The organism is Bacillus sp. ABR (assembly GCF_056172715.1).
The window spans coordinates 22,109-41,787 of record NZ_JAOYSL010000004.1 but is presented as its reverse complement, the minus strand read 5'-3'; the positions used below and the strand labels follow the sequence as shown (position 1 = coordinate 41,787).

Below are 19,679 nucleotides of genomic sequence, written 5' to 3'. Positions count from 1 at the left end.
CTAAAGTTAATAAAAACAAGGAGGGAATGATCATGAAAAGAGTTGTCATTACTGGAATGGGAGTTATTTCTCCACTGGGAAATGATGTGAATAGCTTTTGGAATCAACTAATAAAAGGACAATCGGGAATATCTCTCATTGATTCTTTTGATACAACTGATTATAAAACAAAAATAGCTGGAATCGTTCGTGATTTCGATGCAGATAAAATATTGGGAAGAAAAGAAGCAAAACGATTAGATCGTTTTAGTCAGTTTGCCTTAGCAGCAGCCGAACAAGCATTAGAAAATTCACAATTACAGTTAGATCAAGTTGATCTTGAACGTTTAGGCGTATATGTTGGTTCAGGAATCGGGGGAATCCAATCGCTTGTTGATCAAGTGAATGTATTAGATAAACGAGGCCCCTCAAGAGTAAGCCCCAGCCTTGTCCCCATGATGATTTCAAATGCGGCTGCGGCCCAAATCAGCATAAGATTAGGGGCACAAGGGCCATCATTGTCACCAGTCACAGCTTGTTCTATTGGGAACACCTCTATTGGTGAAGCTTTCAATGCGATCCGAAATGATGATGCAGATATTATATTTGCCGGTGGAGCAGAAGCTGCCATCTCACAAATATCTTTGGCCAGTTTTGGAAACGCACATGCACTATCTACTAGAAACCAAGAGCCAAGCCTAGCCAGCCGTCCATTCGATACAGATAGAGATGGTTTTGTGATGAGTGAAGGCGCAGGTATCTTAGTATTAGAATCATTAGAAAACGCGATTCTTAGAGATGCACCGATATTATGTGAAGTAGTGGGATACGGAGCTAGTTCAGATGCTCATCATATGGTAGCATCACACCCAGAAGGTAAGGGTGCCTACTTAGCCATGAAAAAAGCATTGAGAAGTGCAAACATATCAACAGATGAAATTGATGTTATTAGTGCTCATGCAACAAGTACACAAGTAGGTGATCGTTCAGAAGTTCTAGCGATTAAAAAATTATTTGGTGATCGTTCAGGTGAAATTCCAACAACGGCAAACAAGTCAATGACTGGGCACATGTTTGGTGCTGCCGGCGGAGTAGAAGCCATTGCTTTAGTGGAAAGTTTGAGACGAGGAATGATTCCGCCAACTATTAATGTAGAGAATCAAGATCCAGACTGCAACTTAGATGTTGTATTAGAAGCGAGAGAGCTTTCATTGAAATATGGGCTATCCAATTCTTTTGGTTTTGGAGGACATAATTCAGCCATCTTGTTAAAGCATTACGATTGATGTAGCTATCAAGGGTTTATAGCCCTTGATTTTTTTCATTTTGGGAATACCTCACAGACAAATGATGACGGGCAACAGCAATCTGATATATTAAATAGAGAAAAGAGAATACTAAAAAACATTTAGAAAGGAAGGTGATCCCATGCCAAACAACCAAACACCCAACCCGCTCATCCATGAAAAATCACCGTATCTCCTTCAGCACGCTCACAACCCAGTACACTGGTACCCGTGGGGGCAAGAAGCGTTCGATAAAGCCAAACGTGAAAATAAACCAGTGCTTGTCAGTATTGGTTACGCTACTTGTCACTGGTGCCACGTCATGGCACACGAAAGCTTTGAAGATCAACAAGTCGCTGACATCTTAAATGAGCATTTCATTTCCATAAAAGTCGATCGTGAGGAGCGTCCAGATATCGACTCGATGTATATGTCGGTTTGTCAGATGATGACGGGGCAAGGAGGCTGGCCGCTCAACGTGTTTGTCACGCCGGATCAAAAGCCTTTTTATGCGGGAACGTACTTTCCAAAGAGAAGTGCATACGGGCGTCCTGGCTTCATCGAGGCACTGACACAATTGCTGGATGCGTACCATAACGACCGAGATCATATTGAATCATTGGCAGAGAAAGCGACAAATAATCTGCGGATTAAAGCAGCAGGGCAGACAGAAAATACGCTGTCTCAAGAGGCAATTCACAAAGCCTATTATCAGCTCATGAACAGCTTTGATACACTGTATGGCGGATTCGGCTCCGCCCCGAAATTTCCTGCACCTCATATGCTCTCATTTCTGATGCGCTATTACGAATGGACTGGACAGGAGAATGCGCTGTATGCAGTCACGAAAACGTTAGATGGGATGGCAAATGGCGGTATATATGACCATATTGGTTCCGGTTTTTCTCGTTATTCGACGGATGAAAAATGGCTGGTGCCGCATTTTGAAAAAATGCTGTATGATAACGCGCTGCTGATGGAAGCCTACACAGAAGCGTATCAGCTCACCTCAAAACCTGAGTATGAAAAGCTTGTCCGACGTCTGATTCAATTTATTAAACAAGATATGATGAATCCAGGCGGCTCCTTTCATTCAGCGATAGACGCAGATTCTGAAGGGAAAGAAGGACAATATTACGTCTGGTCAAAGGATGAAATTATCACTCATTTAGGAGAGGAGCTTGGCGCTTTATTTTGCGAAGTCTATCACATCACAGAAGAGGGGAATTTTGAAGGGGAAAACATCCCTCATACCATTTCCACCTCTTTTGAGGACATCAAAACCTCTTTTTCAATTGATGACCATACACTTCACTCTAAGCTGCAAGAAGCCCGACACATTTTACAATCAGTCAGACAGCAGCGACCCGCGCCGCTTGTCGATGACAAGGTGCTTACATCTTGGAATGCGCTGATGATCGTAGCTCTCGCCAAAGCAGGAAGGGTCTTTGATTCAGAGGAAGCGATTCTTATGGCGCAGCAGGCGATGTCTTTTCTAGAAACACATCTTGTTCAACATGAGCGGCTTATGGTCCGCTACAGAGAAGGTGACGTGAAGCATCTCGGCTTTATCGAGGATTATGCGCATATGCTAAAAGCGTATATGTCTTTATACGAAGCGACTTTTGAATTAGATTGGCTGGAAAAAGCCAAAGCCATTGCCGAGAACATGTTTGAGCTGTTTTGGGACAAGGGAAAAGGGGGCTTTTTCTTCTCAGGTTCAGATGCGGAAGCGCTCCTCGTTCGAGAAAAAGAAGTGTACGACGGTGCCATGCCTTCTGGTAACAGCACCGCACTCCACCAGCTTCTGAAGCTAAGCAGAATGACTGGACGTCAAGACTGGCTGAAAACATTAGAACAGATGTTCAAAGCCTTTTATGTCGATGTCTCTTCCTACCCAAGTGGACACACAGCGTTTCTGCAAGGGCTCTTGAGTCAATATGCGGCAAAAAGAGAAATCATCATTCTTGGGAAAAACGGAGATCCGGAAAAAGAACGGCTTTTACAGGCGATTCGGAAACGATTTATGCCATTTGATATCATTTTGACCGCCGAAACAGGAAATGACTTAGCCAAGCTCGCACCATTTGCAAAAGATTACAAAACAATCGACGGCAGCACCACCGTGTATATTTGCGAAAACTACAGCTGCCGCCAGCCGATCACCCAAATCGATGAAGTGATGGAACAGTTATTCCATGATTAAGTTTGTCATATGATGACTATGAGAAGACAAAATGAGGACAAACAGATAAAAAACATGTCAATCCGCTAACAAATCGTCTGTACGGTTTTATTTTTCCTCTAAAACGGTTAGAATGCGCACTAGATGTTCTCATACCGAAGGGAGAGAAAATGATGAAAAAGGTATCATATACACTCATCGCTTGTCTGTTATCTGTTGGGCTTGCAGCCTGCTCGTCAAACGATGCCAAACAAGATAAGCAAAACGATTCAGCCAAAAACAAGGAAACAACACAGGCTGATCAAAAAGAGCAGCAAAAGCAAATGGAAGAGATGCAAAAGAAATTAGACGCACAAAAAATCGATGATCAAAAGGTCGTTGCGACCGTCAACAAAGACAAAATCACAGGCAGTGAATACAATAGCGCCTTATCTACTATCCAAGGCCAGCTTCAGCAGTCCGGGCAAGACCCAACTTCTAAAGAAGGCGAGAAAGCAGTCAAGAAACAAACCATTGATGCGCTTGTAGGCCAAGAGCTCATCCTGCAAGATGCTGAGAAGAAGGGCTTCAAAGCCTCTGACAAAGAAGTAGATAAGCAGCTAAAGGAAGAAAAGAAACAGTTTAAAGACAACGCTCAATTCGAAGAAGCACTGAAAAAGAGCGGACTTACATTGGATCAGCTGAAAAGCGACATTGCCGACAGCATCAAGTACAGCCAATATGTCGACAAAGAAATCAAATCAGCCTCCGTCTCTGAGAAAGACGTCAAAGCGTACTATGACCAATACGCAGACCAAATGAAAAAACAAAAGCAAAAAGCACCAGAATACAAAGAGGTTAAATCACAAATTAAAAAACAGCTAGAATCTCAAGAAAAGCAGAAAGAAGTACAAAAAGAAATTGAAAAGCTAAAGAAATCTGCGAAAATTAATGTGTCTCTGTAACATCTAAGAAAAAATCCGCCATTGTGCGGATTTTTTTGTTACTTCACGAACCATTTTTCCAAATTTATGACAAAAGCCTCATCATAAACGTCTCTTTCATCCGATATGATGGGAGTACAAAAGAAAGCGCTAACAATTCTTTTGTCTCTGAAAAGGTACAGGATCAAAAGCCATTCTCGTACTTTTGCTTCAGTCAATCGGACATCTACAAAAGGAGGATCTTTATGTTCAAATGGTTTAAACCTGCTCCGCATATCGACAGGCTTGATGATGCCAAAACAGACGAGACCTATAAGCGGCTGCGGCTGCAAGTCTTTCTAGGCATCTTTATCGGGTATGCGGGCTACTATTTGCTGCGCAAAAATTTCGCTTTTGCCATTCCATATCTACAGGAAGAGGGGTTCACGAAAAGTGAATTAGGCTTTGTACTCGCAGCCGTATCCATTGCTTATGGCTTTAGTAAATTCATCATGGGGATGATCTCAGACCGCTGTAACCCCAGATACTTTTTAGCTGCCGGACTCTTTTTATCAGCTCTTATCAATATCCTATTTGTCTCATTTCCGTGGGTCACATCCAGTGTATGGATCATGTTTTTGTTCATGTTCTTAAATGGCTGGTTTCAAGGCATGGGGTGGCCGCCATGCGGACGTACGATGGCACACTGGTTTTCGGTTAGTGAACGTGGTACGAAAATGTCCATTTGGAATGTCGCTCACAATATCGGCGGGGGGATTCTTGCACCGCTTATCACATTAGGAATTGTGCTGTTTGCGACGTGGAAAAGTATCTTTTTCTTCCCTGCCATCATTGCCATTATCGTCTCCTTCGTGATCATTCTTCTCGTACGGGATACCCCGCAATCCACTGGTCTTCCGCCAATCGAGGAATATCGAAATGACTATCCGGCACAAAAATATGAGGATCAAGAAAAAGAATTAACAGTGAAAGAGATTTTATTTAAATATGTACTCAACAATAAATTCCTATGGTATATCGCCATTGCCAACGTGTTTGTGTACTTCGTCCGTTACGGTGTTGTTGACTGGGCGCCGACCTACTTAACAGAAGCGAAGGGCTTTTCACCAGAGCATTCACGCTGGTCTTATTTTCTTTATGAATATGCAGGCATCCCCGGTACATTATTGTGCGGATGGATTAGTGACCGCTTCTTTAGAAGCCGCCGCGCACCAGCTGGCGTCATCTTTATGGTCGGGGTGTTAATTGCCGTTCTCGTTTACTGGCTAAATCCTGCTGGCAATCCAATGGTCGATAACATTGCACTCATCAGCATCGGCTTTTTAATTTACGGACCTGTTATGCTCATTGGACTTCAAGCCATTGATCTCGCTCCGAAAAAAGCAGCTGGCACTGCTGCCGGACTGACAGGCTTCTTCGGCTACATTGGCGGCTCTGCATTTGCCAATGCCATGATGGGTGTCGTCGTTGATCACTATGACTGGACAGGAGGCTTCATTTTACTGGTTGGTTCTTGTGTGATTGCGATTGTTTTCCTTGCGATGACATGGAATACAGGAAAACGCGTAGAGCAAGCTTAATGAAAATCACATAAAAGATTCATATCCGCCCAACATGCTCTTTACATCTATTTCTTATGATGAAGGCAGTTACCGTAAAAGGAGGTTAAAATATGAAGAAAAGTAGATTACTTGCTTTCGTGTTGCTCTCTTTTGCTTTACTGTCTTTTGCGTGGGTGCCGGCCACCATATCGGCTCATGAACATCTTTTATCTCCAGATCGTATCCTAACCGTTGCACACCGCGGAGCATCAGGGTATGCACCAGAGCATACCCTGGCTTCCTACAAGCTGGCCACAAAGATGAATGCTGATTACCTCGAACTCGATCTTCAAATGACAAAGGATGGACATCTCATCGTGATGCACGACGAAACCGTTGACCGGACCACAAACGGAACAGGGTGGGTCAAAGACCTCACACTTGCCGAAATCAAACGGCTTGATGCGGGCACATGGTTTAACGAAGCCAATCCCGACAGACAAAATGCCCACTATATCGGACAGAGAATCCTTACATTAGATGAGGTGTTGCGCTATTTCGGAAAACGAGAGAATTATTATATTGAAACAAAAAAACCAGACCTTTATCCGCAAATGGAAGAAAAACTATTGGCCGCCTTAAAGAAACATCATCTTCTTGGGAAACACACAAGAAAAGGGCAGGTTATCATACAATCCTTTAGTCAAGACAGCCTGCTAAAGCTGCAGAAATTAGCTCCACGCCTTCCAAAAGTACAGCTATTAGACAGAGCCCAAATGACATCCATCACAGACGATCAGCTCGACTTTATTAAAACGTACGCCGTGGGAGTCGGACCGAATTTTAGAGCTTTAACACCTGAAAACGTCCAGCAGGTCAGAAGCCACGGACTGCTCCTTCATCCATATACGGTCAACAGCGAAGCAGACATGACACGTCTTCTGCAATACGGCGTCACCGGTCTTTTCACCAACTATCCAGATGTCTTTCAGCGTGTCAAAGCTTCTCTGTAAACGACAAAAGCCTCGCGGTCCACTCCGCAAGGCTTTTGATTATTTCACCGTTTGATCAGAAGAAGCTGTTTCAATCGGTTTCCGTTTCCCAATTCCAAATACAAAAAAGCTAAGCGCCACTAAAATCAAGAACCCAATTGCTACAATAAGAGAAATACGCGTATCCTGATTAATGAGCATAAACACAAGTACCATTACTAAGAATCCGATTGTAAGATAGTTAGAAAACGGTGCTAGCGGCATCTTGAACGGATGCTGATCAAGCGCTGCTCCCTTCGCCTTTCTGAAGCCAATATGACTAATCAAAATGACAAACCAAGGCACCATCCCAGGAAGAACACTCGCACTATACACATAGACGAAAATGTTTGGCGGAGAAACATAATTCAGAACAACTCCTATCGCTAGACCAATCAGCACAGCGAATGTCCCAAAATACGGTACACCATTTTTCGAAATTTTTGTAAAGAAAGCAGGCGCCTGACCATTTACACCTAATGTATAAAGCATACGGCCCGCACTGAAAATACCACTATTACAGCCTGACATCGCTGCTGTAATCACAACAAAGTTAATAATACCTGCCGCTGCTGTAATTCCGATCTTCGCAAACGTCGCCACAAATGGACTGCCAAGCGTATTCAGCTGATCCCACGGATACACAGTCACAATGACAAAGATCGCACCGATATAGAAAATCAAAATACGCCAGATGATACTTTTGATGGCATTGGTCAGCGTCTTTTCTGGATTTTGTGCTTCACCTGCTGTAATCCCAATCAGCTCAACACCCTGGTAGGCAGCAATGACGAGCGACAATGCAAACAAGAACCCGGTAAATCCACCTGTAAAGAACCCGCCGTGCGCCCACAGATTAGACAAGCCAATAGGCGTCCCGCCATTTCCAAATCCGAAGAAAATAATGCCTAGACCTGCAACAATCATCAAGATAATCGTCACAATTTTGATCATCGCAAACCAAAATTCAAATTCACCGAACGACTTAACCGAAATCAAGTTGGCCGCTCCTAAAATGATCATCGCAATTAACCCTGGAATCCACGCAGGCAGCTCTGGGAACCAATATTTCATATAAGCCCCAACAGCAATAATTTCAGACATTCCAACAATGACCCACTGGAACCAGTTACTCCAAGCCGTCATATACCCTGCAAGCGGATGAATATATTGATGCCCGAATGTAGCAAACGACCCTGTACTCGGCTCAAGATATAACATTTCTCCCATCGCTCGCATAATAAAAAAGATAAAAATACCACACACTGCGTACGCTAGAAGAACCGATGGACCTGTCCATTGAATGGCCTTCGCTGACCCCATAAATAAGCCAACACCGATTGTGCCGCCAAGAGCGATCATTTGAATATGGCGGGCACTTAACCCTCTCTTTAATTCCTTTTGAGCCACTTTTCTTCCCCCTCATCAACAAACAACATAAAAAATAAAAATCAGAATTTTCATTCTGATTGAGAAACATCAATCTTTCGATGTATATTATCATAATAAATCTACCCTTAAAAAACAATTGTTTTTTTGAGGAAAACACTATTAACAAAATATTCTGACATAAAAAGAGTTTCAAATTGTTTTATATTGATATATTGAATCAAGGGAAGAAAGTTCCTTCAATGCTGATGACTTAATAGAAAATGACCACCTCTTATATCAACCTCAAAGGATCTTTGTCCATTCTTATGCACCAAGTTTTTCTGCTCTCGATAACAAAGAAAGTCATTCTGAAAAGTGCCAGATCTTTTCTTTACATAACAAGTAAACCCATCATTTTCTGGAATCGCCACTTTGACATATGCTCCAGTTGAAATAGACTTAAGTGAATGTAGCATGCTTGTAGAATGAATTTGTATCCTTCTACCTGTTACATGCAGATCAACATCTGAGAAAGCACCCGTCAACTCACCTTTTGACGATGTGGCGTGCAATGACAATGTCTGCGCGGCCAGCTGCCGGCTAGAAATAAGTCCACCAACTGTCTCTAAATGGAGACGCTTGATTTCACCTGCTAGCAACGTCTTTCCAGAAGTTAAATGAACATAGGCATTTTCCACATTCAGTTCTTCCGCCTGAAGATTTGCTCCTTTACAACGAATGGACATAGACTGTATTTGATTTTTCGGAAGATAAATAGTGAGATCTGTTTGATAAAGGTGCAGTCCTAAGCTGAATATTCTTTTTCGTCTATCTTGAATGACCAGCCGCCCACCTTTTACCTGATGATGCAGCAAATAGCGCTTTGGAAAGACTTGATTGGTCGTTTGACGAATGATGAGATAAGGATGATCATGGTGATGGATACGCACCTCTCCGAGCAGCCAATCAAGCGATAATTCTACGACCAATTCTTCAATTTGAACCGTATGCTCCACATGTCTCCCTCCTTTTTCATCGTGGCTTATCTCGCTTGAAGCCGGGTGATACTGGCCCACAATTCCAACATTACAATCAGAACAGCTGCGACCATGACTCCTGACAAAATGACATTCATTTGATCATTTCCATCAACTGCGATACATACGTTTCCTAAAACAGCACATAGAACAATCGCAGTCATGATCGTCATGAAGGTAGATTTCTTCATTAATCCCACTCTCATCGCAATCATGCCAATGCCATTGATACAGCAAGTAAATACTAGGTACGTTTTGATCACATTGAACATCACATCAGCAGTCAGCGCATCCTGAACGATAGGGAAGAACGTTTCAGTAACACTAAACACAATAAATGAAGGAATGATGCTACACAGCATAGCAATCGTAGAAAAACACAGCATCCAGACCATTCTCGGAAGGAGTGATGCTTTCAAACTTGGTGAATGAGTTTCATAGTCTTTCAATGTATTCACCACTACTCGACAATACATCCATGATGTGACGATCGAAAAAAAGATCATCCATACTATACTGGTCAACAAATAGATATTCGGATATTGCTGAAAACCTATTTCCTGTTCAACCCGTGCAGCAAACGCTGCAAAATAGATAAACACCAGCAGTACAATGCTTGCGATCATACTAGCTTGAATGTAATTTTTCATATGATTTTTTCTTAGCTCTAGTTTTATGAAGTGAAGCATAAGGCATCCTCCTATGAAATGAATTCTCCTTTTGTCTCTTATTTGACCAGTTAGATTTCAGGCTGATCATATCCACCAATCCCAGCATAATGCGCTGTGACCTTTTGAATGAATAGATCACTCACCACATCCACTCCAAGCCCTCTCATCATCTGTTGTAAAAACAGCAAACGCTGATTAGTTTCCTGTTGATCACGGGCAAATAGTGTTGGGTTCAGCCATATATTCACGAGAAGCATAAACACTTCTGCCACTTCACCAGGAAAAGCAGTCGTTATCGAACCATCCTCAATCCCTTCAAGAATCAGCTGTTTGATTTTAAGCGCATCCTCATTTACGCCTGCCTTCATTCCCTCAACCACAAATTGCGGGTTTTTGATCTGATCAACCAAGATCCCATCAATCGAATGAGATTGCGGATCTGCCACAAGCTGCTCTAAAATACGCTGCAGCTTCTCTTTCGCATGCGCTGCCTCTGTATGCTCAATCAAATCTTCAAGCTTCTCAGTCGCATGGCGAAATTGCCTCTCCATCACAGCACGTAATATTTCTTCCTTCGATTTGAAATGATGATAAATAGCCCCTTTAGACATATTCAATTCATGGATGATATCCTGCAAACTTGTCTTTTCGAATCCTTTTTCCTGAAACAGCTTCGTCGACACATCTAAAATTTGCTGGATCGTCTTTTCTGGATATTTATTTCTGGCCAATTAAAACGCCTCCTTTTACATACCGACCGTTGGTATGTATTTTAATCCACTACATGATAAACTGTCAATATCGGTTCTTTATATAAAATAAAAAAAGACCGCTCACACGGTCTTCTCGAGTTCAAACTGAACATCGGCAATGCCGAAGCCCCACCAGAGAATCCCTCACTATCGGTGACTCTCGTTGATAGATAGAAATTCTCTAAAATCAGCTGCTATTTCCTTAGATTTCGTATGATGCAAATAATGGCCGCCTTTGAAAGTAACAACTTTTCCGTGATCTACATTTTTCAGAAGATCTTCATGCATTGGTTTCCAGCTTGGTGTTTCTTCCTCCGTTTCATCCGCTAAGTAGAAAACAACGGGGAGATTCTTAGGTAAATGTAAGCGTTGAGCGTTTTTAAAATTATTCGTGATGTTTTCTGCCTCGCTAGCTTGGCTTTCATCCAAGAAATTTCGGAAGGTCAGCATTTTAATCTGATCTTTCGTTTGATCATCCACGTTAGGCATCACGAGTTGATCTGGATTCATTTTCACTATCAATCTGTAAAAACCGGATTGATGAAGCAGCTGCAAGCTGGAAACCGGCAATTCATCCGTTTCCTGCTTCGGAACACTATTATCAATTCCAACAAATGCTTTCACTTCTTTTTCATATTGATTTACATATTCTAGTCCATAAATGCCAAAAATCGAATGCCCCATCAACGTATACCTTTTAATGTTGAGCTTCTGCAAACATTCATGAATCTCATCTACAATGTTTTGACTTGTGCGTACTTTATCTGTATCGTCACTTAAACCATATCCAAATGGTTCAATCACTACGACTCTATAATATGGTGATAATTCATTTACTAGCGGCATAAAATCCAGCACGGGTGAAGCAGTTCCATAGCCCGGGAGAAGTACAATCGTTTCTTTCCCATCGCCTTGAATGAGCACATTCATCTGCTTCCCGTCCACCAAAACCTTTTGCCCATAATCTTCTATTTTCCCCTTCTCCCTTTCATTACTAATGAGGTTTACAAAGTAAACAGTAGCTAGAAAAACAACCATGACCGTGATAAGAGTACATATAGATATCAACATGATTCTCAATATTTTTTTCATTGGTTTTTCTCTTCCCTTCATGATGAAGAACTCCAGTTTACATCCAGCGATGAGTTAATATTTCCTTTCACAATAGATGATACCGATTGTATTTGCGCAAACACTTGATACATACATAGAAGTAATCGCTATATAAAACCATTCTCTTGGAGATGAGAATTGATGGACCGAAGCTTGGATAACAGCAACCAATATATAGGCTATGGCAATACCTATAATAGAAAAACTTCCTGCTTTCGCTAAAATAAATTGACCTCGTTCATCATGTTTATATTCACGACTTTTCTTAAATTGAAAGGCCGTGCTTATAACAGAAAGGAAAATCAAAGAATAAAGAATGATCGTCGTCATCATTGTTGTTCCTCCTTGTCGACCTCTTGAAAAACATCATACAAATCAACTTCAAATGTTCTAGCAATTTGAAATGCTAGTTTTAAAGACAAAGAATATTTACCATTTTCAATCGCTGCCACTGTTTGACGAGTCACACCTAACTTCTCTGCCAAATCCTTTTGTGTCCAGTCTTTTTCAGCTCGTAACACCTTGATTCTATTTTTTATCTCCATTTCAAATTCCTTTCTTGAAGGATACTTTACTTAACATAATGTTAAAAATAATTAACATTATGTTAAGTAATCATAACCTCTTTTCTAATGTATGTCAATTTCCCTTGATTCAAAAAAGAAGAATCATCCATTTTGAAAGCTCTGCCTCAAAATGAATGATTCTCGATAAATGATATGATCATCTGAATTAAAACACTTTCCTCTGGTAAATCGCAGTAGAAAGCCCCCAAGACAGCAGGTAGAAAAGCATAATCAGCACAGCTGACCCCGTATATAAAATAGGGATCGATAAATTCATAATAAAATCAGTGATCCCACTGAATTGCTCTGCTAAATAGAGAACAACAGGCGGTCCCATAGCAGATAATACAATAAAGCCAATGATCACTGCCGTTGTGATATAACCAGGCTTTAAGATATAAAACAATGGAAACGTACACGCCGCGAACAATAAAAACAACCCGCTGCCAATCGCAATATCTGACAGCGAAAACAGCTTCCCAAACACAAATAATGCAGCACTTGTCAGCACGATCGCAATACTCATATAGAAAATGGCGCCAAGATAACGTGATGCGATAATTTCTTTACGTGTATAAGGTAAGGAGTTTAATAGAATATTCGTTTCTGCCTTTTCATCATACGCATATGTGTTAAATGGAATGAAGACACTAGCGACTAGAAACGTCAATACCGGATGGACATCCATGAAAATAAAAAATAAGATAAACGGAATAAAAATAAGTAACTGCTTCTTTTGCAAAATCACATCACGCTTAATTAAATGAAACATGCGCAACCCCGCCTTTCAAATAAAACATGATATCCTCAAGCGACGCCGGTTCAATCACAACAGCATCCCCAAAAATAAGTTTTACTTCATCAATCCGATCCGTTAATGCTTCAAACCCGGCTGCTGTACGCTGGATATGGACAAAGGCCTTTTCTGTGTCTCGATCCAATAACTCCAGGCTTCCTTTCACAAGCGCATAACTTTCTGCCACTTCATGAATCGACTGTTGAAACACCAATCTTCCATTTTGTATAAACGCAATATAATCAGCAATCCGGTCTAAATCAGTCGTCACATGCGTCGAGAAAAAGATCGTCCGATTTCCATCAATCATCAATTCTTGTAACGTGCTGAGCAGCTCTCTTCTAAAAACCGGATCTAAACCAGCAGTTGGCTCATCCATGATAATCAGCTCTGCATGATGCGACAGCGCAATCGCAAGCGACGCCTTCATCTGCATCCCTTTTGAGAATGTTTTGATCGCTTTATTCAGCGGCAGACCAAACTGCTCAATATATTGCTCAAAAAGCCGGTCATCCCAACGTTTATAGGCAGGTGCTACAATTCGTTTGATGTCCTTTAAATTCAATCCTGGGAAAAAAACATTAGCATCGTAAACAAATCCGATCCGTTCCTTAATCTCTTTTTCATGAGTATGATAATCCAATCCAAAAACCTTGATGTCACCTGAATCGGGTTTTAACAAATTCATGATCATTTTAATGGTGGTCGACTTACCCGCTCCATTCTCTCCAATAAACCCTGTAACAAATCCTTTCTTAACCTGTAAATCGAGATTCTGAACTGAAAAATCCTTGAATCGTTTCGAAACTCCTTTGAATTCAATCACATGCTCCACTCATCTCACTCCTCATATAAGAACTTTAATAACTGCTGCAATTCATCAAAAGATAAGCCTAATTCTTTCCCGTTTGTGACAACCGCTCCAAGCTGTTCCTCGATCACCTTCAATTTCTTCTCTCTCATCACTTCTACGTTTTGTTCAGCAACAAAAGATCCCTTGCCTACAATTGAATAAATAAATCCTGCCTTCTCTAACTCTTCATACGCTCGCTTCGTTGTAATCACGCTAATTTGTAGATCCTTCGCCAGCTTGCGAATAGACGGCAGTGCTGCGCCTTCTGCAAGCTCACCCATTAAAATCATCGATTTGATTTGATTCGTAATTTGCTCATAGATGGGCTCCTTAGAATGGTTTGAAATCGTAATTTGCATATAAAAACCTCTTTTTTCACATAGTTAGAACAAAATAATGTATATATACTATATATACATTATATACACATTAAAAGAATATTCAACTATTTTAAAAAATGTTCTCCTCATTTTTTTAAAATAAAAAACCGCACAGCCCAAAAGCCATACGGTTCTTTAACAAAATGCTTTATTTCCAATATACCCATTTTCCCATAAGCCACTCCACAGGACCTCTTCTCCATTTTTTCAAATAGAGATAGCTGATGAACAGCTGTGCTGTGTACAGTCCGACAGCAAGAAGCAGCCCAAACATTGACCCCAATTGTCCAAATAGACCAAGTCCATAAGAATAGAAAATCGTTGTACAAATAATCGACTGCGCCAAATAGTTTGATAGAGACAAACGGCCAAGCCCTGCAAGCAGACGTTTGAGGCCTTCGGCTGCCTTCGAATAGTAGAAAACAATAAAAGCCTGAATATAACCGATCGCCAGCACATAACCACCAAGAATCAGCACCAATTCACTCCAAGGCGCATCAATGAACGTCGCACATTTTAGTGCAAGGCCGACGACAATGACCCAGACCCAGCCTTTGCGATAGGCCATCCCTCGATCTTCTTCTGTGAGATGCCCTCGTTTACCAATCACCATACCTAGCAAGGTGAACGGTCCCACCATCATAGTACCGAAAAGAAACCCTAGTATTGGCATGAACATAATGGTCACGATCGCCAGAATAATAGTCACAATCATCATATCGTCCTCAACCGTAATCCGGCTGAGCAAAATATCCCCATAAGCACCCTTCGCATACACATCAGTTAAAAGTTCATCGTTCCCATAAACGAGGTTCATCATATATGGCACAACGACTAAAGATAACGCCCCTAACACACCAGACCAAATAAGCATTGTTTTAATCCGGCTTCTCAAAAACATCATTAAGAAAAACGTACAAGCTCCATAATAAAGAAGAATGTCACCATTCCAAATAAAGATGTAATGCAGCATTCCAAGCACAATCAGACCAAAACCACGGCGAACGACAATGGCATTCGTATTTAGTCCCTTGGCCTTCGTCGATTCAATCAGCTTGATAAAAGAATACCCAAACAAAAAGGAAAAGATCGGATAAAAAGACCCCTGGAACAAAATTTCCGTCACATATACACCGAATTCCTGCCCCCAAAAACTCGAATCAAACATTTTCTCAAAATCATAATCATATTGAAAATTAAGCATATTCACGATCAAAATACCTAATAAACTAAAACCACGTAAACTATCAATAAACTCAACCCTAGATCCCTTCAACTCGACAGCTCCTTCGGACAATATAAAGATAAAGCATATTTATCCTACCACACTTTTAAAAAATTGGTTTACATACCCATGCGAAAATATGTTTTTTAAGGTAAATTTAATAAAAAGACCTAGAATATATATTCTAGGTCTCATACTGATGAATGATGACTTTCTTCTTTCCGTATCACACGCTTCAAATAAAACAATATTCCCAAACCGAATAAAATCAACGTCAGCTCCCCGTCCGCAGAAATCGGTAACCATTTCAGCATCAAATGAATTAAAAAGACAACTCCCACACCAGCGAAAAAAACGACGTTACTTTTTAATTTTTTGTTTGATTGAAACACAAAAACACCCCTATTTATGTAAAATCACTTTCTATCATCACCCTACACCATCTCCTGACACGCCCAAGCATCTACCTCTACCTTTAAAGCAGGGGAAGCCAATGCCACCACATAAATCATCGTCATACAAGGCAGGTGCCCGCCTAAAAACTGCCCCATGATTTGTTTCCTGCTCTCAGCATCGAACTCTCCCACGAGATAAAATACTAGTTTCGTTATATCTTCCACAGCTATATTTGCCGCTTCTACGTTTCGCTTCACATTCTCTAACGCTAGTTCGAGCTGCTTTAACGGGCTCTCTGGGATAGTCCCATCCGCCTCCATTCCTACCTGACCTGATAGTGTTAACCAACGCTGTGGTCCTGTTGTTTCTATTTGATGGGTATATGGTGCGACTGGCGGATGAATGGTCTCAGGATTACGTGATGTTCTCATAAATAAAAACCCCTTTTCTGAAAATACAGTCAATTTTTATCATCATATCAAACTTTCTACCATATTCAGATTTTTATGCTCAAAGTAAACCTGAAGAAACAATCGCAACAGCCTGCTATAATTCTTGTTTTCTAAAAAGAAACCATCCAATGAGAAAAAAGAAAACAATCAATACCGATACACCTAGAAAGCTAGTAAGTGCCTGATCCGAATAAGTCCCCTTATGAATCATCTCTTCGGCTGCACTTGTCACGCCTTTAGGCGCAAACTTCCCTAATGTCTCTTCATAAAATGAAGGAACGGTAAACAGAATAAGGTTGATCAAAAGCGACACACCGCCAGCTGTGACAGAACGTTGAAAGAACGCCGAAGCACAAATGGTCGATACCACAATAAGCAATAAATTTGGGTAATAAAGAAGTGTTCCTTTTAACACATTGACCCAATCCACATGCCCAAATTGAATATCCACATAATAAACAGAGACAAGCACCGCCAATACCAAACTAAACAAAGTCAAACAGGCATAGGCACATATTTTTGATACATAATAATTCGTTCGACTGATCGGTTTCACCATAATCATCGCAGTCACTCCAGAGGCACGCTCTCCAGCGATCGTCCCCATCACGATCATAATTAGGATAAACACACCTAGCGAATCAAATTTACTCAATGCACTCGCCAAAGCCTCTCCAGCACTAGGCTCTGGTATATAAAATGTAGACCCTTCAGGTAAATTAGCTGATTTCGATAGAAGATCCGGCAGCATTTTGAGCGTAATAGGCTGCGTAATCATTAAAATCGTAAAAATGATTGGCACAAACAAAATTTTATAACTAGTGAATAACTCCCTAAATTCCCTTTTCAACATCATCATGCACTCACAACCTTCATGAAAATATCTTCAAGCGTCAGCTTAGATAGTCGATATTGGAGAAGAACACCGCCAGTTTCAGTGATGAGACCCGGCAGCTCCTTCAATGCCATTTGTTGATCATTCACTCGCACCTGATAAGCATCTCCTGTCTCAAAGCATTCCTCCACCCAATCCCGCTCTTTTAGCAAAGCCAATAATTTCGTATCCTGTTGTTCTAATTGAAATTCAATCACTGGCTGGATATAGTCTTCTTTGATCTGTTTCATGGAAGAAGACATCTCAATTTTGCCACTGTTGATCATGATAATATGATCTGCCACACGTTCAATGTCATCTAAAATATGGGTCGACATAAAGATCAACATCTCTTGTTTCAGACGCTCAATCAATGTCAGAACGTCTTTTCTCCCCATGGGATCAAGTGCAGACACAGGTTCATCCAAGATGAGAACCTTCGGGCTGTTGATAAGCGCTTGCGCAATGGCAAGCCTCTGCTTCATCCCTCCGCTATAGCTGCCAATGGCACGATCCTTCGCCTCATATATACGGCAAAGCTTCAACAGCTCCTCTGTTTTGGAGCGAATGATTTTTTTCTCTAAATGAAATAACCCGCCAACCCAATGCATCCACTCCTGCCCCGTCATATCCTGATAAAATGCAGGATGCTGCGGACAATACCCTATCACATGACTGATTTGATCCATCTCCTTTGTGACATCCAAACCTGCCACCTTCACGACCCCAGACGTAGGACGAGCAAGCCCTGTGAGAATCCGGATCGTTGTTGTCTTCCCCGCTCCATTGGCACCTAAAAAGCCAACACATCCAACCTCCTCAACAGAAAACGAAACATCTTTTAACACTTTATTCGGGCCATACGATTTCGTCAGCCCGTGACACTCCAGCATATTCAAGTGAATCACCCCTACTAAGATTGTTTACGACCAAAAATGAAATACGCAATAGGACCGGCACTCGCCACAAACACAATTACCAAAGCCCAAACCCATTTCACCTCTCCTCTGATTCTCGATGGGTCTCTTTTCAACAAATCAAACAAACCAATCACCATCAAAATCGCTTGCAGCAAAATAAGAGGTAATATCATCTTCATATCCATCCACGCCACTCCCTTTTCAAACGCCAATTTGTTTTAATATCACTTCTTTTGACGACATGAAGAAAGGATTCGTTCAAACGGATTTTATTTTTATCGATCGATTGATCTATAAATATAAAAAAAGCCCAGTGAAGGTTATTCACTGGGCTTATATATATATATATATTTAAAAACTTGCTCGTCGATTTAACTCTTTTCAACAACTGAACACATCAATTTTTTACTCTTTTTAAACTCTAAATGCATTACATAGTAAAATATTTTCTCATAAAAAATCAAACTAAATTTAAAAATCTATTAAAATCTCCACTGTTTATTTTCTTTGAAAAAAATATAAATTCCTGACCTTTAGTTGGTTTAGAAATTGAATAATTCAAAAAGTACTTTAAATAATAGTAATTCTTATAAAGTTCTTTTATTTGATCAGATATATCATAAGTCAAAATCCAATATCGTCTATTCATTTCATTTTTTATGACTTTTGCTAGTTCTACATGATCATCGTGTGAATAAAAATTCGTGTATAAATCAGGTCCTTTATCATAATATGGTGGATCAAAAAAAGTTAGTGAATTTCGAGTTTGTTTTATTTCTTTTTTTATAAATTCTTTGGCATCATAATTACATACTCTTATCTGCTTTGAATAGGAAGAAATAAGTTCAATCCTTCTAATAATTGCTTGTTTATTAAATCTGCAATCAATTTTATAGTCACCTGTTTGATTTTTACCACCAATAACACCTGCTTTAATAATTCCAGATCTGTTCGTTCTATTCAAGAAAAGAGTAGATAGGGCTAGGGATAACTCATCAATACTATTTTTCTGTCCTTGAATTTCCTTTTGAATATACCACTGATCAATATTTATAGGTATATCAATTATACGTTTAATTAATTCTTCTGGATTATTAACAACTACATTCCAAAATGCATATATACTTCTATCATAATCATTGATAATGATTTTATTTACATCTCCATTTATTAATAAACGAAGAGCTACAGCTGCCCCTCCAGCAAAAGGCTCTATATAAGATGAAATATTATTAGTATTTACAAGATACCTTACATATTGATAAACTTTATCTTTCCCACCAGGATACCTTAGTGGAGAAACACTAGCCATTTTCGCCATCACCTCT

22 protein-coding genes are annotated in these 19,679 nt (G+C 40.5%); 5 read left to right on the top strand and 17 right to left on the bottom strand.

From position 1 onward, the window contains the following. The first annotated feature begins 32 nt into the window (after positions 1-32). The 5 genes from fabF (at position 33) to OIT90_RS13670 (ending at position 6,927) form a co-directional block, all read left to right on the top strand. Positions 33-1,265 carry a beta-ketoacyl-ACP synthase II gene (fabF, locus tag OIT90_RS13690; RefSeq protein ID WP_474892629.1) on the top strand — a complete coding sequence of 411 codons (1,233 nt, stop codon included), beginning with the start codon at positions 33-35 and terminating at the stop codon, positions 1,263-1,265. A gap of 142 nt (positions 1,266-1,407) precedes the next feature. After that, positions 1,408-3,471 carry a thioredoxin domain-containing protein gene (locus OIT90_RS13685; RefSeq protein WP_474892628.1) on the top strand — a complete coding sequence of 688 codons (2,064 nt, stop codon included), beginning with the start codon at positions 1,408-1,410 and terminating at the stop codon, positions 3,469-3,471. Positions 3,472-3,623: 152 nt separating this feature from the next. Further along, complete coding sequence (locus OIT90_RS13680; RefSeq protein ID WP_024424429.1) at positions 3,624-4,394, top strand: SurA N-terminal domain-containing protein; 771 nt, start codon at positions 3,624-3,626, stop codon at positions 4,392-4,394. Positions 4,395-4,618: 224 nt separating this feature from the next. Continuing rightward, positions 4,619-5,953, top strand: coding sequence for a glycerol-3-phosphate transporter (gene glpT, locus OIT90_RS13675; RefSeq protein WP_474892627.1), 1,335 nt, complete (start codon positions 4,619-4,621; stop codon positions 5,951-5,953). 92 nt (positions 5,954-6,045) lie between these two features. Further along, the gene (locus OIT90_RS13670; RefSeq protein ID WP_327842353.1) at positions 6,046-6,927 is read left to right on the top strand and encodes a glycerophosphodiester phosphodiesterase; all 882 of its coding nucleotides are present in this window, start codon (positions 6,046-6,048) and stop codon (positions 6,925-6,927) included. A 39-nt stretch (positions 6,928-6,966) separates the two neighbouring features. On the opposite strand, the gene OIT90_RS13665 is transcribed toward OIT90_RS13670, so the two are convergent. The 17 genes from OIT90_RS13665 to OIT90_RS13585 form a co-directional block, all read right to left on the bottom strand. Then, entirely contained in the window at positions 6,967-8,355 is a 1,389-nt protein-coding gene (locus tag OIT90_RS13665; RefSeq protein WP_039176097.1) for an amino acid permease, read from the bottom strand. A gap of 218 nt (positions 8,356-8,573) precedes the next feature. After that, positions 8,574-9,332, bottom strand: a complete 759-nt coding sequence (locus tag OIT90_RS13660; protein WP_144495638.1) for a DUF4097 family beta strand repeat-containing protein — start codon at positions 9,330-9,332, stop codon at positions 8,574-8,576. Positions 9,333-9,358: 26 nt separating this feature from the next. After that, positions 9,359-10,042 carry a bacitracin ABC transporter permease gene (locus tag OIT90_RS13655; RefSeq protein WP_268473039.1) on the bottom strand — a complete coding sequence of 228 codons (684 nt, stop codon included), beginning with the start codon at positions 10,040-10,042 and terminating at the stop codon, positions 9,359-9,361. A 50-nt stretch (positions 10,043-10,092) separates the two neighbouring features. Continuing rightward, positions 10,093-10,725 (bottom strand): TetR/AcrR family transcriptional regulator, encoded by a 633-nt coding sequence (locus OIT90_RS13650; RefSeq protein ID WP_474892713.1) that lies wholly within the window; start codon positions 10,723-10,725, stop codon positions 10,093-10,095. A gap of 198 nt (positions 10,726-10,923) precedes the next feature. Further along, positions 10,924-11,868: an alpha/beta fold hydrolase gene (locus OIT90_RS13645; protein ID WP_474892712.1), complete on the bottom strand. Its 945-nt coding sequence runs from the start codon at positions 11,866-11,868 to the stop codon at positions 10,924-10,926. Positions 11,869-11,922: 54 nt separating this feature from the next. Then, entirely contained in the window at positions 11,923-12,222 is a 300-nt protein-coding gene (locus OIT90_RS13640; RefSeq protein WP_144491676.1) for a hypothetical protein, read from the bottom strand. Continuing rightward, positions 12,219-12,434 (bottom strand): helix-turn-helix transcriptional regulator, encoded by a 216-nt coding sequence (locus tag OIT90_RS13635; protein ID WP_039176085.1) that lies wholly within the window; start codon positions 12,432-12,434, stop codon positions 12,219-12,221. The genes OIT90_RS13640 and OIT90_RS13635 overlap by 4 nt, the downstream gene beginning before the upstream one ends. A gap of 187 nt (positions 12,435-12,621) precedes the next feature. Further along, entirely contained in the window at positions 12,622-13,227 is a 606-nt protein-coding gene (locus tag OIT90_RS13630; protein ID WP_058837211.1) for an ABC-2 transporter permease, read from the bottom strand. Next, complete coding sequence (locus OIT90_RS13625) at positions 13,211-14,086, bottom strand: ABC transporter ATP-binding protein (protein WP_039176080.1); 876 nt, start codon at positions 14,084-14,086, stop codon at positions 13,211-13,213. Before OIT90_RS13625 ends, OIT90_RS13630 begins: the two co-directional genes overlap by 17 nt. A gap of 5 nt (positions 14,087-14,091) precedes the next feature. Then, positions 14,092-14,463 carry a GntR family transcriptional regulator gene (locus tag OIT90_RS13620; RefSeq protein WP_144490662.1) on the bottom strand — a complete coding sequence of 124 codons (372 nt, stop codon included), beginning with the start codon at positions 14,461-14,463 and terminating at the stop codon, positions 14,092-14,094. Positions 14,464-14,632: 169 nt separating this feature from the next. Further along, on the bottom strand, positions 14,633-15,760 hold the full coding sequence (locus tag OIT90_RS13615; RefSeq protein ID WP_474892626.1) for a DUF418 domain-containing protein: 1,128 nt from the start codon (positions 15,758-15,760) through the stop codon (positions 14,633-14,635). Positions 15,761-15,900: 140 nt separating this feature from the next. After that, positions 15,901-16,101 carry a hypothetical protein gene (locus OIT90_RS13610; protein ID WP_413598593.1) on the bottom strand — a complete coding sequence of 67 codons (201 nt, stop codon included), beginning with the start codon at positions 16,099-16,101 and terminating at the stop codon, positions 15,901-15,903. A 42-nt stretch (positions 16,102-16,143) separates the two neighbouring features. Beyond that, a complete protein-coding gene (locus OIT90_RS13605; RefSeq protein ID WP_474892625.1) occupies positions 16,144-16,536 on the bottom strand; it encodes a RidA family protein in 393 nt (130 codons plus the stop codon). A 115-nt stretch (positions 16,537-16,651) separates the two neighbouring features. Next, entirely contained in the window at positions 16,652-17,416 is a 765-nt protein-coding gene (locus OIT90_RS13600) for an ABC transporter permease (protein ID WP_474892624.1), read from the bottom strand. Beyond that, the gene (locus OIT90_RS13595) at positions 17,413-18,330 is read right to left on the bottom strand and encodes an ABC transporter ATP-binding protein (RefSeq protein WP_474892623.1); all 918 of its coding nucleotides are present in this window, start codon (positions 18,328-18,330) and stop codon (positions 17,413-17,415) included. Before OIT90_RS13595 ends, OIT90_RS13600 begins: the two co-directional genes overlap by 4 nt. A 14-nt stretch (positions 18,331-18,344) precedes the next feature. Beyond that, positions 18,345-18,536, bottom strand: coding sequence for a PLD nuclease N-terminal domain-containing protein (locus OIT90_RS13590; RefSeq protein ID WP_003217265.1), 192 nt, complete (start codon positions 18,534-18,536; stop codon positions 18,345-18,347). A 275-nt stretch (positions 18,537-18,811) separates the two neighbouring features. Then, entirely contained in the window at positions 18,812-19,663 is an 852-nt protein-coding gene (locus OIT90_RS13585) for a DNA adenine methylase (protein WP_163116238.1), read from the bottom strand. Positions 19,664-19,679 lie beyond the last annotated feature (16 nt).